At 66.0% G+C, this 15881-nt stretch carries 17 protein-coding genes and 1 pseudogene; 7 read left to right on the forward strand and 11 right to left on the reverse strand.

Going from position 1 to position 15881, the window contains the following annotated elements; genetic code table 11:
• Window positions 1–5: 5 nt before the first annotated feature.
• The 5 genes from C7H84_RS11430 (at window position 6) to C7H84_RS11450 (ending at window position 4514) form a co-directional block, all read left to right on the forward strand.
• The gene (locus C7H84_RS11430; protein ID WP_121858919.1) at window positions 6–1028 is read left to right on the forward strand and encodes a glycosyltransferase; all 1023 of its coding nucleotides are present in this window, start codon (window positions 6–8) and stop codon (window positions 1026–1028) included.
• A complete protein-coding gene (locus tag C7H84_RS11435; RefSeq protein ID WP_121858920.1) occupies window positions 1025–1972 on the forward strand; it encodes a formyltransferase in 948 nt (315 codons plus the stop codon). Before C7H84_RS11430 ends, C7H84_RS11435 begins: the two co-directional genes overlap by 4 nt.
• Complete coding sequence (locus C7H84_RS11440) at window positions 1969–3024, forward strand: bifunctional UDP-4-keto-pentose/UDP-xylose synthase (protein WP_121858921.1); 1056 nt, start codon at window positions 1969–1971, stop codon at window positions 3022–3024. Before C7H84_RS11435 ends, C7H84_RS11440 begins: the two co-directional genes overlap by 4 nt.
• Window positions 3025–3036: 12 nt before the next feature.
• Window positions 3037–3933, forward strand: coding sequence for a polysaccharide deacetylase family protein (locus tag C7H84_RS11445; protein WP_121858922.1), 897 nt, complete (start codon window positions 3037–3039; stop codon window positions 3931–3933).
• Between the two features lie 119 nt (window positions 3934–4052).
• Complete coding sequence (locus C7H84_RS11450; RefSeq protein ID WP_121858923.1) at window positions 4053–4514, forward strand: peroxiredoxin; 462 nt, start codon at window positions 4053–4055, stop codon at window positions 4512–4514.
• 192 nt (window positions 4515–4706) lie between these two features.
• Here the strand turns inward: C7H84_RS11450 and C7H84_RS37145 are convergent.
• Window positions 4707–4951, reverse strand: a pseudogene (locus tag C7H84_RS37145) (hypothetical protein); the annotation flags it as partial.
• On the opposite strand from C7H84_RS37145, the gene C7H84_RS11460 reads away from it, so the two are divergent.
• Together C7H84_RS11460 and C7H84_RS11465 are read left to right on the forward strand one after the other, a co-directional pair.
• Window positions 4847–6658 carry a PhoH family protein gene (locus tag C7H84_RS11460; RefSeq protein WP_121858924.1) on the forward strand — a complete coding sequence of 604 codons (1812 nt, stop codon included), beginning with the start codon at window positions 4847–4849 and terminating at the stop codon, window positions 6656–6658. The pseudogene C7H84_RS37145 and the gene C7H84_RS11460 sit on opposite strands and share 105 nt — an antisense overlap.
• A 239-nt stretch (window positions 6659–6897) precedes the next feature.
• Window positions 6898–7965: a C40 family peptidase gene (locus C7H84_RS11465; protein WP_121858925.1), complete on the forward strand. Its 1068-nt coding sequence runs from the start codon at window positions 6898–6900 to the stop codon at window positions 7963–7965.
• Between the two features lie 116 nt (window positions 7966–8081).
• On the opposite strand, the gene C7H84_RS11470 is transcribed toward C7H84_RS11465, so the two are convergent.
• From C7H84_RS11470 to C7H84_RS11520, 10 genes are all read right to left on the reverse strand, one after another.
• On the reverse strand, window positions 8082–9092 hold the full coding sequence (locus C7H84_RS11470) for an inorganic phosphate transporter (protein WP_096503049.1): 1011 nt from the start codon (window positions 9090–9092) through the stop codon (window positions 8082–8084).
• 10 nt (window positions 9093–9102) lie between these two features.
• Window positions 9103–9729 carry a DUF47 domain-containing protein gene (locus C7H84_RS11475; protein WP_121858926.1) on the reverse strand — a complete coding sequence of 209 codons (627 nt, stop codon included), beginning with the start codon at window positions 9727–9729 and terminating at the stop codon, window positions 9103–9105.
• A 146-nt stretch (window positions 9730–9875) separates the two neighbouring features.
• Window positions 9876–11258: a replicative DNA helicase gene (locus tag C7H84_RS11485; RefSeq protein WP_121858928.1), complete on the reverse strand. Its 1383-nt coding sequence runs from the start codon at window positions 11256–11258 to the stop codon at window positions 9876–9878.
• A gap of 140 nt (window positions 11259–11398) precedes the next feature.
• Entirely contained in the window at window positions 11399–11851 is a 453-nt protein-coding gene (rplI, locus tag C7H84_RS11490) for a 50S ribosomal protein L9 (RefSeq protein WP_121858929.1), read from the reverse strand.
• A 27-nt stretch (window positions 11852–11878) separates the two neighbouring features.
• Window positions 11879–12154 carry a 30S ribosomal protein S18 gene (gene rpsR / locus C7H84_RS11495; RefSeq protein WP_004193360.1) on the reverse strand — a complete coding sequence of 92 codons (276 nt, stop codon included), beginning with the start codon at window positions 12152–12154 and terminating at the stop codon, window positions 11879–11881.
• Between the two features lie 4 nt (window positions 12155–12158).
• Window positions 12159–12458, reverse strand: coding sequence for a primosomal replication protein N (gene priB, locus C7H84_RS11500; protein WP_121858930.1), 300 nt, complete (start codon window positions 12456–12458; stop codon window positions 12159–12161).
• A gap of 40 nt (window positions 12459–12498) precedes the next feature.
• The gene (rpsF, locus tag C7H84_RS11505; RefSeq protein WP_006755436.1) at window positions 12499–12873 is read right to left on the reverse strand and encodes a 30S ribosomal protein S6; all 375 of its coding nucleotides are present in this window, start codon (window positions 12871–12873) and stop codon (window positions 12499–12501) included.
• Window positions 12874–13110: 237 nt separating this feature from the next.
• Complete coding sequence (locus C7H84_RS11510; RefSeq protein WP_121858931.1) at window positions 13111–14043, reverse strand: zf-HC2 domain-containing protein; 933 nt, start codon at window positions 14041–14043, stop codon at window positions 13111–13113.
• Window positions 14033–14674, reverse strand: coding sequence for an RNA polymerase sigma factor (locus C7H84_RS11515; protein WP_121858932.1), 642 nt, complete (start codon window positions 14672–14674; stop codon window positions 14033–14035). The genes C7H84_RS11510 and C7H84_RS11515 overlap by 11 nt, the downstream gene beginning before the upstream one ends.
• A 188-nt stretch (window positions 14675–14862) precedes the next feature.
• Complete coding sequence (locus C7H84_RS11520; RefSeq protein WP_121858933.1) at window positions 14863–15774, reverse strand: LysR family transcriptional regulator; 912 nt, start codon at window positions 15772–15774, stop codon at window positions 14863–14865.
• Window positions 15775–15881: the final 107 nt, after the last annotated feature.

Consider the following 15881-nt stretch of genomic DNA (forward strand, 5'->3'; position numbering starts at 1 on the left):
CGTACATGAATCACCTTGAAGCACGCGTCGGGCACCCGGGCGCCGCGAACCCGGAGGTATCGGTCATCATCCCCGTGTACAACGAGGAAGACGGCCTGGCTGCGCTGTTCGCGCGGCTGTACCCGGCACTCGACGCACTCGGCACGTCGTACGAAGTGATCCTGATCAACGACGGCAGCCGCGACCGCTCGGCCGCGATGCTGGCGGACCAGTTCCACGTGCGCCCCGACACGACGCGCGTCGTGCTGCTCAACGGCAACTACGGCCAGCACATGGCGATCCTCGCCGGCTTCGCGCAGTCGCGCGGCGAGATCGTGATCACGCTCGACGCCGACCTGCAGAACCCGCCCGAGGAAATCGGCAAGCTGATCGCGAAGATGCGCGAAGGCTACGACTACGTCGGCTCGATCCGCAAGCAGCGCCAGGACAGCCTGTGGCGGCGCAAGGCGTCGCAGATGATGAACCGGCTGCGCGAGCGCATCACGCGCATCAAGATGACCGACCAGGGCTGCATGCTGCGCGCCTACAGCCGCCGCATCATCGACACGATCAACGTGTGCGGCGAAGTCAACACGTTCATCCCGGCGCTCGCGTACACGTTCGCGCAGAAGCCGACCGAAATCGAGGTCGCGCACGAGGAACGCTTCGCCGGCGAGTCGAAGTACTCGCTGTACAGCCTGATCCGGCTGAACTTCGACCTCGTGACCGGCTTCTCGGTCGTGCCGCTGCAGTGGCTGTCGTTCATCGGCGTGATCCTGTCGCTCGGCTCCGCCGCGCTGTTCGTGCTGCTGCTGGTGCGCCGCTTCATCGTCGGCGCGGAAGTGCAAGGCGTGTTCACGCTGTTCGCGATCACGTTCTTCCTGCTCGGCGTGATCATCTTCGCGCTCGGCCTGCTCGGCGAATACGTCGGCCGCATCTACCAGCAGGTGCGCGCGCGGCCGCGCTACCTGATCCAGGCCGTGCTCGAGCAGCACGAGGGCGTGCCGCCGGTGCCGGCCGCCGCGAACCGCACCGGAGCCGCGCAATGAAGCCGCGCGCGGTCGTCTTCGCGTATCACAACGTCGGCGTGCGCTGCCTGCAGGTGCTGCTGGCGCGCGGCGTCGACGTCGCGCTCGTCGTCACGCACGAAGACAACCCGAACGAGAACATCTGGTTCGGCAGCGTCGCATCGGTTGCCGCCGAGCACGGGATCCCGGTCGTCACGCCGGCCGACCCCGCCGACCCGGCGCTGCGCCGCGCGGTGTCCGACGCGCAGCCGGACTTCATCTTCTCGTTCTACTACCGCCACATGCTGCCGGTCGACCTGCTCGCGATCGCACCGCGCGGCGCGTTCAACATGCACGGTTCGCTGCTGCCGAAATACCGGGGTCGGGTTCCGACCAACTGGGCCGTGCTGAACGGCGAGACGGAAACCGGCGCGACGCTGCACGAGATGGCCGCGAAGCCGGACGCCGGCGCGATCATCGGCCAGACCGCCGTGCCGATCCTGCCGGACGACACGGCCGCGCAGGTGTTCGACAAGGTCACGGTGGCCGCCGAGCAGACGCTCTGGCGCGTGCTGCCCGCGCTGCTCGCGGGCGAGGCGCCGCACCTGCCGAACGACCTCGCGAGCGGCAGCTACTACGGCGGCCGCAAGCCGGAGGACGGCCGCATCGACTGGTCGAAGCCGGCCGCGCAGGTCTACAACCTGGTGCGCGCGGTCGCGCCCCCGTATCCCGGCGCGTTCACCGACGTCGGCGGCACGCGTTTCGTGGTCGCCCGTGCGCGGCTCGCGGCGCCCGGCAGCACGATCGCCGCGGCCGCGGCAGATTTGCCGCCCGGCCTGCACGTAAGCGATAATGCGCTATTCGGCGTCTGCGGCGACAGCCGCGCCCTATCCATTCTCGAGCTGTGGCAGCAGCGCGACGGCAGCGAAACCGTCGTGACGCCCGCGGAATTCGCGCAGTTTATTCATTCTTCCCGTCATTCATGAAAGCAAAAAAAGTCCTGATCCTGGGTGTGAACGGCTTCATCGGCCATCACCTGTCGAAGCGCATTCTTGAAACCACCGATTGGGAAGTGTTCGGCATGGACATGCAGACCGATCGGCTGGGCGACCTCGTCAACCACGAGCGGATGCACTTCTTCGAAGGCGACATCACGATCAACAAGGAGTGGGTCGAGTATCACGTGAAGAAGTGCGACGTGATCCTGCCGCTCGTCGCGATCGCCACGCCGGCCACGTACGTCCAGCAGCCGCTGCGCGTGTTCGAGCTCGACTTCGAGGCGAACCTGCCGATCGTGCGTTCGGCCGTCAAGTACGGCAAGCACCTCGTGTTCCCGTCGACCTCCGAGGTCTACGGCATGTGCTCGGACGAGCAGTTCGACCCGGACGCCTCGGCGCTCACCTACGGCCCGATCAACAAGCCGCGCTGGATCTACGCGTGCTCGAAGCAGCTGATGGACCGCGTGATCTGGGGTTACGGGATGGAAGGCCTGAACTTCACGCTGTTCCGTCCGTTCAACTGGATCGGCCCGGGCCTCGACTCGATCTACACGCCGAAGGAAGGCAGCTCGCGCGTCGTCACGCAGTTCCTCGGCCACATCGTGCGCGGCGAGAACATCAGCCTCGTCGACGGCGGCTCGCAGAAGCGCGCGTTCACCGACATCGACGACGGCATCAGCGCGCTGATGAAGATCATCGACAACAAGAACGGCATCGCGTCGGGCAAGATCTACAACATCGGGAATCCGAAGAATAACTACTCGGTTCGCGAGCTCGCGCACAAGATGCTCGAACTGGCCGCCGAATACCCGGAATACGCCGGTTCCGCGAAGCAGGTGCAGCTCGTCGAAACGACGTCGGGTGCGTACTACGGCAACGGCTACCAGGACGTGCAGAACCGCGTGCCGAAGATCGACAACACGATGCAGGAGCTCGCGTGGGCGCCGCAATCGACGTTCGACGACGCGCTGCGCAAGATCTTCGAAGCGTATCGCGGCCATGTCGCCGACGCGCGCGCACTCGTCGAACAGCAGAACTGACGGGACGCTCGCTTGGCTCGTATCGTCCTCAAGATCGACGTCGACACGCTGCGCGGCACGCGCGAAGGCGTGCCGAACCTCGCGCGCATCTTCGACCGCTTCAATGCGCGCGCGACCTTCCTCTTCAGCCTCGGGCCCGATCACACGGGCTGGGCGCTGCGGCGCGTGTTCCGCCCCGGCTTCCTGAAGAAGGTGTCGCGCACGTCGGTGGTCGAGCATTACGGCGTGAAGCAGCTGATGTACGGCGTGCTGCTGCCGGGCCCCGACATCGGCCGCCGCGCGCTTGCCGACATGCGCGCGATCCACGAGGCCGGCTTCGAATGCGGGATCCATACGTGGGATCACGTGTACTGGCAGGACAACGTGCGCGTGCAAGATCGCGCGTGGACCACGCGTGAAATGCAGAAGAGCCACGCGCGCTTCGTCGACATTTTCGGTGCGCCGCCCGTCACGCACGGCGCGGCCGGCTGGCAGATGAACGACGCCGCGTTCGAGCAGATCGACGCATGGGGGATGCGCTATGCATCCGACGGCCGCGGCCATTCGCCGTACCTGCCCGTGGTCGGCGGCCGCACGCTGTCGCACGTGCAGATGCCCACCACGCTGCCGACGCTCGACGAAGTGCTCGGCATCGACGGCATCGACACGCACAACGTCGCCACGCACATCCTGAAGTTCACCGAAACCAATCCGCACGACCAGGTGTTCACGCTGCATGCGGAGCTGGAAGGCCAGAAGCTCGCGCCGGTGTTCGAGCAACTGCTCGCCGGCTGGCGTGCGCAGGGCCATACGTTTGCGACGATGGGCGACTACCACGCGACGCTGGACCGCGACTCGCTGCCATCGTACCCTGTCGCGTGGGGCGAAATCCCCGGCCGCTCCGGCGAACTGATCGTCCAGCCCGACTGAGTTCGGAGTTCGCGCGCGCCGGCGCGCCGCCTGCCCTGCCCTTGCGGCATGCCGCCGCGGCGCCCCCCGCCGAACCGCGCCGCCCGAGCGGCGCCTTTCCATAACAACAGGAGAAACACGTGTCCGTCGAAGTTGACCGTCAAGTTCCCGATTTCACCGCAGCTGCCACGGGCGGCGACATTTCGCTGTCCGACCTGAAGGGCAAGAAGCTCGTTCTGTATTTCTATCCGAAGGACAACACGCCGGGCTGCACGACCGAAGGCCTGCAGTTCCGCGATCTCTATCCGAAGTTCAAGAAGGCCGGCGCCGAAGTGATCGGCGTGTCGCGCGACAGCCTGCGCTCGCATGACAACTTCAAGGCAAAGCTCGAGCTGCCGTTCCCGCTGATTTCCGATGCCGACGAAGCGCTGTGCGCGCTGTTCGATGTCATCAAGATGAAGAAAATGTATGGCAAGGAAGTGCGCGGAATCGAGCGTTCGACGTTCCTGATCGACGCCGACGGCGTGCTTCGCCAGGCATGGCGCGGCATCAAGGTACCCGGTCACGTGGACGACGTGCTTAAGGCTGTACAAGCGCTTTGAGGCGCGTTATATTGGGCCGCAATGAATGCCAGTTCGCCCCATATTTCTCGTAGCTGCGCCGGTGCCCGTTGCGATGCTTGCCGGCACCTGACGCGCATCACGACGGTATCAGCCGAGCCGCATGTCCCGGTCCACGGGGCAGCGGCTTTTTTTATGGACTGCGCGCCGGCTCTCGGTCCGGCCCTCACCTCGTCAAGGAGTTGATCGACACTCAGGCGAACCGGCTCGACGAAATTCCTGTGCGCCACCGCGCGCAAACTGCATGCGTCTACGTCACGCAGGATGCGATCAGCGGCGCACGTCATGCGACACGATTCCTCCCGAGGGACACCATGCCTTTGCCTACTCCCCCCAGCAAGCTCGGCAGCCTTCTGCCGCCCGACGAATACAAGGCGAAAGCGCGGCCCGCGAAAGCCGCGAAGAAATCCGCCGAAGGGGACGCATCCACAGCCGGTGACTATGGCCCGGCCAGCGTGGCCCAACCGATGACCGAAGCCGCGAACACGGCCGCGCCGCTGCGCGCCGTCGCGGCGTCGGCGCAGGAAGCCGCCGGCACGCCCGCTCGCGGGCGCAAGACCAGACAGACGGCCGCATTGCTGCAGCCGCTGCAGGCACCGGCCGAACCGGCGGCGCCTGCCGCACCGGTCGTCGCACGCAACGACAAGCCCGCCGCCGGCAAGCCTGCCGCGGCGCCCGCGCGCGATGCCGGCGCCGCGACGAAGTCGCGCAGCCGCAAGCCGGCCGATGGCGAACTGCAGAAGCTGTTCGTGCTCGACACCAACGTGCTGATGCACGACCCCAGCAGCCTCTTCCGTTTCGAGGAACACGACGTCTATCTGCCGATGATGACGCTCGAGGAACTCGACAATCACAAGAAGGGGATGTCGGAAGTCGCGCGCAACGCGCGCCAGGTCAGCCGCACGCTCGACGCGCTGGTCGCCGACGGCGGCCCGATCTCGGCGGGCATTCCGCTGTCGCGCCTCGGCAGCCGCGAGGCGCTCGGCCGCCTGTACTTCCAGACGAAGCTGGCCGACATCGCGCCGGTCGAAGGTCTGCCCGAGGGCAAGGCCGACAACCAGATCCTCGGTGTCGTGCGCGCGCTGCAGCGCGACCGGCCGGACCGCCAGGTCGTGCTGGTGTCGAAAGACATCAACATGCGGATCAAGGCGCATGCGCTCGGCCTGCCCGCGGAAGACTACTTCAACGACCAGGTACTCGAGGACAAGGATCTCCTTTATAACGGCGTGCGCGAACTGCCGCAGGACTTCTGGACCAAGCACGCGAAGGGGATGGAGAGCTGGCAGGACACGAAGACGGGCACCACGTACTACCGCGTGACGGGCCCGCTCGTCGCGTCGATGCTCGTCAACGAGTTCGTCTATCTCGAGCCGCAGAACGGCGAGCCGACGTTCCACGCGATCGTCCGCGAGCTGAACGGCAAGACGGCGCTGCTGCAGACGCTGCGCGACTACAGCCACCACAAGAACAACGTGTGGGGCATCACCGCGCGCAACCGCGAGCAGAATTTCGCGCTGAACCTGCTGATGAACCCCGAGATCGACTTCGTCACGCTGCTCGGCCAGGCCGGCACCGGCAAGACGCTCGTCGCGCTCGCGGCCGGCCTCGCGCAGGTGCTCGACGACAAGCGCTACAACGAGATCATCGTGACGCGCGCGACCGTGCCCGTCGGCGAGGACATCGGCTTCCTGCCCGGCACCGAGGAAGAGAAGATGCAGCCGTGGATGGGCGCATTCGACGACAACCTCGAAGTGCTGCAGAAGACCGATGACGCAGCCGGCGAATGGGGCCGTGCGGCGACGCAGGAACTGATCCGTTCGCGCCTGAAGGTGAAGAGCATGAACTTCATGCGCGGCCGCACGTTCGTCGACAAGTATCTGATCATCGACGAAGCGCAGAACCTGACGCCGAAACAGATGAAGACGCTCGTGACGCGCGCGGGCCCCGGCACGAAGATCGTGTGCCTCGGCAACATCGCGCAGATCGACACGCCTTACCTGACCGAAGGCAGCTCGGGCCTGACCTACGTCGTCGACCGCTTCAAGGGCTGGGGCCACAGCGGCCACGTGACCCTCGCACGCGGCGAACGCTCGCGGCTCGCCGACTACGCGTCGGACATCCTCTAACGCGATACGCCGGCGGCTCGCCGGCCTTCGACGCCCACGCGGCGCTCCGTTTCCGGAGCGCCGTTTTCATTTGTGGGGTCGGAGGCGTTCGTCATCGTTCGTTACGCAACAGCCGCACTTACGCGCGAAACTTCAAGTAAATTCTCAGGAATGGTTGCCTAAGCCCCGCCGGAACGTCTACCATCGGGTCTGTCTGTTGTCATACGATTCGCGAGCGTGCCGCGCTCGTGCGCCTTGTCATGCATCGAATCTGGGTTCCCGTCGCCGTCGTTTCACTGCTCGCGGCCTGCTCCAGCGTGCCGCCGGAGTCGGCGTCGCGCACCTCCGGCATGAAGATCACGACGCCGCGCGCATTCCCGCCGCCCGCCAATTTCCCGAAATTCGTCGATCACAGCGTCGGCCAGGAAGAAATCTCGATCCAGGCGATGAGCCTCGTCGGCGTCCCGTATCGCTGGGGCGGCAACACGCCGACCAGTGGTTTCGACTGCAGCGGCCTCGTGCGCTACGTGCTCGACCGCGCGGCCGACGTGAACCTGCCGCGCACGACCGCCGACATGAGCAGCCGCGGCGTGTCGATCGACCCCGACCAGGTCGCGCCGGGCGACCTGATCTTCTTCAACACGACCGGGCGTCCGCATTCGCACGTCGGCATCTACGTCGGCAAGCTGCGCTTCGTCAACGCGCCGTCGACCGGTGGCACCGTGCGGCTCGATTACCTGACGAACCCGTACTGGGCCAAGCGCTTCGACGGCATTCGCCGGGTCGCGCCGCCGCGCGGGGCGCCAACGCCGTTCGATGCGCCGACTTACGAGGCACGGCGCGATGCACCGGCGGCGGCTCCCGTCGTCGCTGCTGCCGCCGCCCCGCGGCAACGTGCCAATGCTTCGTCGCGGGCCAGCGTCGCACCGTCGGCCGCTCCGGTCGTAGCGACCGCCGCGGTTGCGCCGGCGGTCGCTCCCGCCGCCGCACCGACCGCCGATGCGTACGAGCCGCCGCCGCCGCGCATGCAGACCGCGCAGCAGCAGGCAGCGCCCGCGAATGGCGACATGACGGCCATGACGGCCATGACGGAGAATGCGCCGACCGGCCGGGCCGAGACCGGCACGCAGATTCCGACCACCGCGCTGACGGCCGCCGAGGCGGCCGCATTCGACGCGGAACCGCCGCCCGCGGCCGCGGCGCCGTCATCGCCGCGCAGCCTCGAGCCCGTGCAGGTGCTGCGTGCGTCGACGCAATCCGCGCCGGTCAGCCCGCGCACCGGCACCGCGGACGATCCGATCGCCCGCTTCGCGAACGGCAGTTACTGACACACGCGTTCCGCGGCTGCGTCACCGTTCGCCGCACTTTTCCGGACCACCAAAGAAAATGCGCCGCAGCCTTTCGGCTTGCGGCGCATTTCGTGTCGATCAGGCCGTGTCGGCGATCAGAAGATCTGATGCCCGAGCCACCACCCGCCGGCTGCGAACAGCGCGGCTGCAGGCAGCGTCAGCACCCACGCCCACACGATATTGCCGGCGACGCCCCAGCGCACGGCCGACAGCTTCTGCGTCGCGCCGACACCGACGATCGCACCGGTGATCGTGTGCGTGGTCGACACCGGAATGCCGAGGAACGACGCGATGAACAGCGTGATCGCCCCGCCGCTTTCGGCACAGAAACCGCCGACCGGCTTGAGCTTCGTGATCTTCTGTCCCATCGTGCGCACGATGCGCCAGCCGCCGAACAGCGTGCCGAGGCCCATCGACAGGTAGCACGCGCCGATCACCCACGCCGGCGGCGCATCGGCGGTTGCCGACGCGTAGCCGCTCGCGATCAGCAGCATCCAGATGATGCCGATCGTCTTCTGCGCGTCGTTACCGCCGTGGCCCAGGCTGTACAGGCCGGCCGACAGCAGCTGCAGCCGCCGGAAGCGCCGGTCGACCTTGCTGGGCGCGGTCCGGAAGTACAGCCACGACACGCCGAGCATGAACAGCGAACCGAGGATGAAACCGAGCAGCGGCGAAATGAAGATGAACGCAATCGTCTTCAGCAGCCCGTCGATGTTCAGCGAGCTCCAGCCCGACTTCGCGAGCGCCGCGCCGACGAGGCCGCCGATCAGCGCGTGCGACGAGCTCGACGGGATCCCGTAGTACCAGGTGATCACGTTCCAGCCGATCGCACCGACCAGCGCGCCGAACACGACGTAGTGGTCGACGATCTCGGGATCGATCGTGCCTTTGCCGACCGTCTGCGCGACCTTCAGGTGGAAGATGAAATAGGCGATCACGTTGAACGCGGCCGCGAACACGACGGCCTGCTGGGGCTTCAGCACCCCGGTCGACACGACGGTGGCGATCGAGTTCGCCGCGTCGTGGAAGCCGTTCATGAAGTCGAATACGAGCGCGACCAGCACCAGCGTCGCGACCATCCATAGGGCGAGTTGTATCGAATGCATCGTGGTCCGCTCAGGCGTTTTCCAGCACGATGCCTTCGATGATGTTCGCGACGTCCTCGCACTTGTCGGTGATCTCTTCGAGCAGCTCGTAGATCGCCTTCAGCTTGATGAGCGTCTTCACGTCGTCTTCCTCGCGGAACAGCTTCGACATGGCCGAGCGCAGCACGCGGTCGGCTTCCGATTCCCAGCGGTCGATCTCCTCGCACTGCTTGAGGATCTGCGCCGACTGCTTCATGTCGGACAGCAAGCCGACGGCCTGCTGCACGTGTTGCGCCGACTGCGTGACGATGTGCGCGAGCTGGCTCGCCTCGGACGTGACGGACTGCACGTCGTACAGCGATACGGCCGTCGCGACGTCTTCCATCAGGTCGAGGATGTCGTCCATCGTCGTGATCAGCTTGTGGATCTCGTCGCGATCGAGCGGCGTGATGAAGGTCTTGTGCAGCAGATCGATCGCTTCATGCGTCAGCTTGTCGGCGGCCTTCTCGGCCTTCTGCACGTTTTGCTTGTGAATCTCGGCGTCGGCGAGATTGTCGATCAGCAGTTCGAGTTCGCGGCCACCGGAAACGATGTGCTTCGCGTGCGCGTTGAAGAGTTCAAAGAACTTGCCCTCGGTGGGCATGAATCGACCGAACATGGGATTCCTGAGAGATTGTCAAACTACTGTCACGAAAACGGGCGACATTGTACCGTTTTCGGTCGCGACGCGACGCGCGCACATGCGCGCGCCGGGATTGGATACAACGCTTGGTGATTTAGGACTTTACAATCGGCGCGGAAGTGTTATTCGCCGTAGAACGTCTGCGCCCCTGCAAAATTATCGAACTTCGTGTATTGACCCAGGAACGTGAGCCGAACAGGGCCGATCGGACCGTTACGCTGCTTGCCGATGATGATTTCGGCCGTCCCTTTGTCCGGGCTGTCCGGGTTGTAGACTTCGTCACGGTAAATGAACAGGATCACGTCCGCGTCCTGTTCGATTGCGCCCGATTCACGCAAATCGGACATCACCGGACGCTTGTTCGGACGCTGTTCCAGACCGCGGTTCAGCTGCGACAGCGCGATCACCGGCACGTCGAGCTCCTTCGCCAGACTCTTCAGCGATCGCGAGATTTCCGAGATTTCGGTCGCGCGGTTCTCGCCCTGCGACGAACCCGACATCAGCTGCAGGTAGTCGACGATGATCAGGCCGAGCTTGCCGCACTGGCGCGCCAGACGCCGCGCGCGCGAACGCAATTCCATCGGGTTCAGGCCACCCGTCTCGTCGATGAAGAGCTGCGCCTCGCTCATCTTCTGCACCGCGTGGGTCAGCTTCGGCCAGTCCTCGTCGGTCAGGCGGCCGGTACGCATCCGGTGCTGGTCGAGCCGGCCGATCGAGCCGAGCATACGCATCACGAGCTGGGTGCCCGGCATTTCCATCGAGAACACCGCGACCGGCAGCCCGTACTCGACCGCGACGTATTCGCCGATGTTCATCGAGAAGGCCGTTTTGCCCATCGACGGTCTTCCCGCCACGATGATCAGCTCGCCGCCGTGCATCCCGGAGGTCATCCGGTCGAGGTCGACGAAGCCCGTCGGCGTGCCCGTGACGTCGCTCGGGTTCGCGGTGTGGTACAGCGTGTCGATGCGCTCGACGACCTGCGTGAGCAGCGGGCCGATCTCGAGGAAGCCCTGGTTGCCGCGCGCGCCCTCTTCGGCGATCGAGAACACCTTCGACTCGGCCTCGTCGAGCAGCTGGCGAACTTCCTTGCCCTGCGGATTGAACGCATCGGCCGAGATTTCGTCGGCGACCGACACCAGCCGGCGCAACACCGCGCGGTCGCGCACGATCTCCGCATAGCGACGGATGTTCGCGGCGCTCGGCGTGTTCTGCGCGAGTGCGTTCAGGTACGCGAGGCCGCCAACGTCGTCGGCCTTGCCGGACGTGACCAGCGCTTCGTACACGGTCACGACGTCGGCCGGGCGCGTCGACGCGATCAGCCGGCCGATGTGCTCGTAGATGATCCGGTGGTCGTAGCGATAGAAGTCGCCCTGCGACAGGAAGTCGGCAATCCGGTCCCATGCCGCGTTGTCGAGCAACAGGCCGCCGAGCACCGACTGTTCGGCTTCGACCGAATGCGGCGGGACTTTCAGCGATTCGATTTGAGGATCTTGCGGCGCGTTCATGGGTTGGGATTATCGCGAATAGATCGCGGCAGCGCTACCACCGCTTGCCGGCGAGCGGGCAATAAAAAAGGCAGGCCCCGGTTGCCCGGGCGCCTGCCCTTGTCCGGACGGCGGAAGCCGCCCGGAAAGCTTGCATACGCTTACGCGTGGTCGCCGATCACGTTGATCGTGACGTCGACGACGACGTCCGTGTGCAGCGCGACCTGGACGTTGTGCTCGCCGATCATCTTCAGCGGGCCTTCCGGCATGCGCACTTGCAGCTTCTCGACTTCGAAACCTGCCTTCTTCAGCAGTTCCGCGACGTCGCCGTTCGTGACCGAGCCGAACAGACGGCCGTCAACGCCCGACTTCTGCGTGATTTCGAACGTCTGGCCGTTCAGCTTCTCGCCGACTGCCTGCGATGCCGCCAGCTTTTCAGCGGCGATCTTTTCGAGTTCAGCGCGGCGAACTTCGAATTCAGCGATCGCTTCCTTCGTTGCACGGCGAGCCTTGCGGTTCGGGATCAGGAAGTTGCGAGCGTAACCGTCCTTGACCTTGACGATATCGCCGAGGTTGCCCAGATTGGCGACTTTTTCCAACAGAATGATTTGCATTCGAATTCTCCTTATTGCGTCGCCTGATTACGCCTTGTGCTGATCGGTGTACGGCAGCAGCGCGAGGAAACGCGCACGCTTGATTGCCGTATCCAGCTGACGCTGATAGTGCGCCTTCGTACCCGTCAGACGAGCCGGCGTGATCTTGCCGTTTTCGCCGATGAAGTCCTTCAGCGTTTCCGTGTCCTTGTAGTCGATCTGCTCGACGCCGGCAGCCGTGAAACGGCAGAACTTCTTGCGCTTGAAGAGCGGGTTTTGTTGCTGACGACGCTTGTCGAATTTCTTACCAGTCGGGCGGGCCATGATTTCAGTCCTTTCCTATGTCCTGCAATGCAGTGATGTGAAACACCAAGGTTCTCGCGTTGCGGCTTTTCTTTGCCAGGAAGCCCGTGAACAGCGTTTCGACGCCCATTTCACGACTTTCCAGCTTGCCGCTCGCCTCACCGGCCGCCACCGCCTCGATCGTCAATTCGACCTGACGGGGAATGCCTGCTTCGACGACTTCCGTGCGGTGATGCAACGTGGCGCTTGCGATCGGAACACCTGCCGGCGTATATCGCACCGGTGCGCGTTCGACGACGCTCGCCGTCAATTGCATCCTGTTCACGTGAGTCGCGCGCTCCTTGGTGGCTTAATGAGTGACGAACTTAAGCCTGCGCTTCGGTCGGCTGAGCTGCAGCCGCCTTCTTGGCTTCTTCGCGCTGAACTTCCTTCATCATCGGCGACGGGCCGGTCTCGGCCTTCTTCATCTTGACGATGAGGTGGCGCAGCACGGCGTCGTTGAACTTGAACGCGTGTTCGAGTTCGTCGAGCGTCGTCTGGTCGCACTCGATGTTCATGCAGACGTAGTGAGCCTTCGCGAGTTTCTCGATCATGTAGGCCAGTTGGCGACGGCCCCAGTCTTCGACACGGTGGATCTGGCCGCCGTGCGTCGTGATCGTGGTCTTGTAACGCTCGATCATCGCGGGCACTTGCTCGCTCTGATCGGGGTGCACGATGAATACGATTTCGTAATGACGCATACACACTCCTTGTGGATTAAAGCCACCCGGGCGTCTGAACCGGTGTGGCAAGTGAGAAGCCGAAGATTCTAACCCGGTTACGGGGCGCATGCAAGCCCGATCGACGATTCCCGACCGGATTCGGCCATGTTTTCAACGACTTGACGGATGCGGCAGCGCCGCCGGCCAAAACGGCCGCCCGCGTGACCGCTCGGGAATTGGGGACGGAGCTTCGGGCAGGCCTGGCACGGCCTGCCGTCACTCGCTGCGGGCTACGCCGAGCCGCGTGTCGAGCGCCGTCCGGAACGCGGCGAGCGCCGACGGCTCGGCGTCGGTCACGGCCCACCACGTCATCCCTGCCGCGTCCCAGCGATCGAGCGCATAGCCCTGCGACACGGTCGCGTACGGTGCGCGATCGCGCCCTTCTCCGGCCGGACGCACGTACACGTCGATCACGTGCTGCCGATAGCGGTACACGAGCACCGCGACGCGGCGGCGCCCGACGTAGTCGAGCCGGCCGCCGGCCAGCGGGAAGCCGCTCGCCGCCAGGTCCTCGACCGGCGGCGCATAGTCGAGCCGGCCGTTGAACCACGGCTTGACGGTGTGCCGGTCGGTCGAGATCACGTCGATATCGCGTGCCGACAGGCCGGCCCGCACGTGGCTCGCGACCAGTTCGTCGACCGTCTGGTCGGTATCGGCGCGGTGGGTGGACAACACCATCCCGGCTGCCGCCGCGAGCGCAACCACCAGCGCCACGCCCCAGCCGAGCCCGGGCAACGCCCCGACCCGCGGCCCCGGCCCGGCAGACGCCGGGCGAGCCGATACGCCGCGCTCGGCCGGCCATGCGAACCAGCGGCGACCGCTCGGCCGAGGCCGAGGCCCGGGCTGCGGCTGCGGCCGCGCTGCAGCTTCGTCCGGCTCCGGTGCGGGTTCCGCACGGGCCGCGCCGCGCGCCCGTTCCTGCCCGCCACCTGCCGCCGGCAGCGCGGCGAGGATGCTCGCGCGCAGCGCATCCGGCACGCGGTGATAGTCCGCCTGCCGCACGGCCCGCGCGAGCGCGACGATCCGCGCGCGTTCGCGGCGGCACGCGTCGCACCCTTCGACATGCCGCTGGACGCGCAACGCATCGGGCGCCGACAGCTCGCGGTCGACGTCCGCGTCCAGCAATGCGCGCGCTTCGTTACAGTCCATCGATCGCCTCCGATGCGGTTCCGCCCGCCGACGCACGTCCCGGCGCGCTTTCGCGTGCCGGCGTCTGCGTGCCGACCAGCAGCGCGGCGAGCCGACGCCGGCCGCGCGCGAGCCGCGACATCACGGTGCCGACCGGTATGTCGGCGATCGCCGCGATCTCGCGGTAACTCAAATCCTCCATCTCGCGCAGCACCAGCACCTCGCGGTATTCGGACGGCAGCTTCGCGAGCGCCGCGTTCACGAGCCGCACGTTCTCGCCGCGCAGCAGGTGCACGAGCGGATCCTCGGTCGCCGGCTGCCAGTCGTCGGGCACCTCGGTGTCGTCGAGCGTGTCGGGCAGCGCGACCTCGTGCGCGTGGGTGCGGCGGCGCCACTCGGTGTACCAGGTGTGGCGCACGATCGTCAGCAGCCAAGGCCGCGCGTTGTCGCCGCGACACGAGTCGACGAAGCGCAGCGCGCGCATGCATGCGTCTTGCACGACGTCGTCCGCGTCGCCCGCGTTGCCGCTCAGCCAGCGCGCGAGGTTGTACGCGGCGTCGAGATGCGGCAGCACGAGCGCGCGAAACCGCTCGCCGCGTGCGAGCGCGTCGTCTCCTGGCCGCTCGTCGACCGCCTGTCCGGCTTGCCCCACATGGCCTCCTGTTCCGGCGGCCGAAGCCGCACACGTCTCGCGTCCGAAGTCGCGTCCGGTCTCGCGCCCGGCGCCCGGACAGACCGGCAGCGCGCGCACTCGATGACCTTACCGCCGCTGCGTCGAGTTTATTCCCGCACGAAGCCGATGAAGCGCAAAAAATTCGCGGAACGAACCGGCCGCGCTCGTTACGGCGTGCTGCTCCAGTAGCCGGGGCGCGCATAGGCGTCGCGCAGGTAGTCGATGAAGTAGCGCACGCGCGCCGGCACGTAGCGCTGCTGCGGGTAGACCGCGAGGATGTCGTAGTCGGGCAGCGCGTATTCGTCGAGCACCGTCTCGAGTTCGCCCGTTTCGAGCTGCGCGGCGATTTCCCAGGTCGAGCGCCAGCCGAGCCCGAGGCTCTCGGCCACCCAGCGATGCAGCAGCTCGCCGTCGTTGCAGTCCAGGTTGCCGGCCACCCGCATCGTCACGATCTTGCCGTGGCGCTGGAAATACCAGCCGCGGTTCTGGCCGCCCTGCAGGTTGAACGCGAGACAGTTGTGCTTCAGCAGGTCGTCGAGCGACTTCGGCCGGCCGTGCTTGCGGAAATACTCGGGCGTACCGCACACGACGCGCCGGTTCGACGCGAGCTTCACCGCGACGAAGTTCGGATCGACCGAGCCGCCGATTCGGATCGACAGGTCGTAGCCTTCGCGCACGAGATCGACGACGCGGTCGGTCAGGTTGAACGACAGCTGCATTTCCGGCTTGTCGGCGAGAAAACCGGGCGCGTGCGGCGCGACGTGCTTGCGGCCGAACGCGGCCGGCGCGGACACGATCAGATGCCCGCTGACCGCGCGCCGCCCGGCGGCCAGTTCGTTCTCGGCCTGGTCCCATTCGGACAGCAGCCCGCGGCAGCGCTCGAGGAACGCGGCCCCCTCCTCGCTGACCACCAGCCGCCGCGTCGAGCGGTACATCAGCTTCACGCCGAGGCGCTTCTCGAGCGCGTCGATGCGCCGCCCGAGCACCACCGGCGACACGCCCTCCTCGAGCGCGGCCGCCGCGAGGCTGCCCGCGTCCGCGACCCGCACGAACGTCTCGATCTGCTTGAAACGATCCATCTGCTGCCTCCGTCCCGGCTCCGACACCGGCGGGAAGCCCCGTCCGGCCGTCATTCCATACTTTTAGTTTCGAAATAAGCGACTTCGGCTGATCTTATCAAACCTTT

It is taken from the genome of Burkholderia sp. Nafp2/4-1b, assembly GCF_003635165.1.
In the GTDB taxonomy this organism is placed as follows: Bacteria; Pseudomonadota; Gammaproteobacteria; order Burkholderiales; family Burkholderiaceae; genus Burkholderia.

Coding starts and splice junctions, on each gene's coding strand:
- C7H84_RS11485 (WP_121858928.1), bottom strand. CDS start 11,258: ATGAACGCGCCGCAAGATCCTCAAATCGAATCGCTGAAAGTCCCGCCG.
- C7H84_RS11510 (WP_121858931.1), bottom strand. CDS start 14,043: ATGGACTGTAACGAAGCGCGCGCATTGCTGGACGCGGACGTCGACCGC.
- C7H84_RS11440 (WP_121858921.1), top strand. CDS start 1,969: ATGAAAGCAAAAAAAGTCCTGATCCTGGGTGTGAACGGCTTCATCGGC.
- rplI (WP_121858929.1), bottom strand. CDS start 11,851: ATGCAAATCATTCTGTTGGAAAAAGTCGCCAATCTGGGCAACCTCGGC.
- C7H84_RS11465 (WP_121858925.1), top strand. CDS start 6,898: ATGCATCGAATCTGGGTTCCCGTCGCCGTCGTTTCACTGCTCGCGGCC.
- rpsF (WP_006755436.1), bottom strand. CDS start 12,873: ATGCGTCATTACGAAATCGTATTCATCGTGCACCCCGATCAGAGCGAG.
- C7H84_RS11460 (WP_121858924.1), top strand. CDS start 4,847: ATGCCTTTGCCTACTCCCCCCAGCAAGCTCGGCAGCCTTCTGCCGCCC.
- C7H84_RS11470 (WP_096503049.1), bottom strand. CDS start 9,092: ATGCATTCGATACAACTCGCCCTATGGATGGTCGCGACGCTGGTGCTG.
- C7H84_RS11435 (WP_121858920.1), top strand. CDS start 1,025: ATGAAGCCGCGCGCGGTCGTCTTCGCGTATCACAACGTCGGCGTGCGC.
- C7H84_RS11430 (WP_121858919.1), top strand. CDS start 6: ATGAATCACCTTGAAGCACGCGTCGGGCACCCGGGCGCCGCGAACCCG.
- C7H84_RS11520 (WP_121858933.1), bottom strand. CDS start 15,774: ATGGATCGTTTCAAGCAGATCGAGACGTTCGTGCGGGTCGCGGACGCG.
- C7H84_RS11475 (WP_121858926.1), bottom strand. CDS start 9,729: ATGTTCGGTCGATTCATGCCCACCGAGGGCAAGTTCTTTGAACTCTTC.
- rpsR (WP_004193360.1), bottom strand. CDS start 12,154: ATGGCCCGCCCGACTGGTAAGAAATTCGACAAGCGTCGTCAGCAACAA.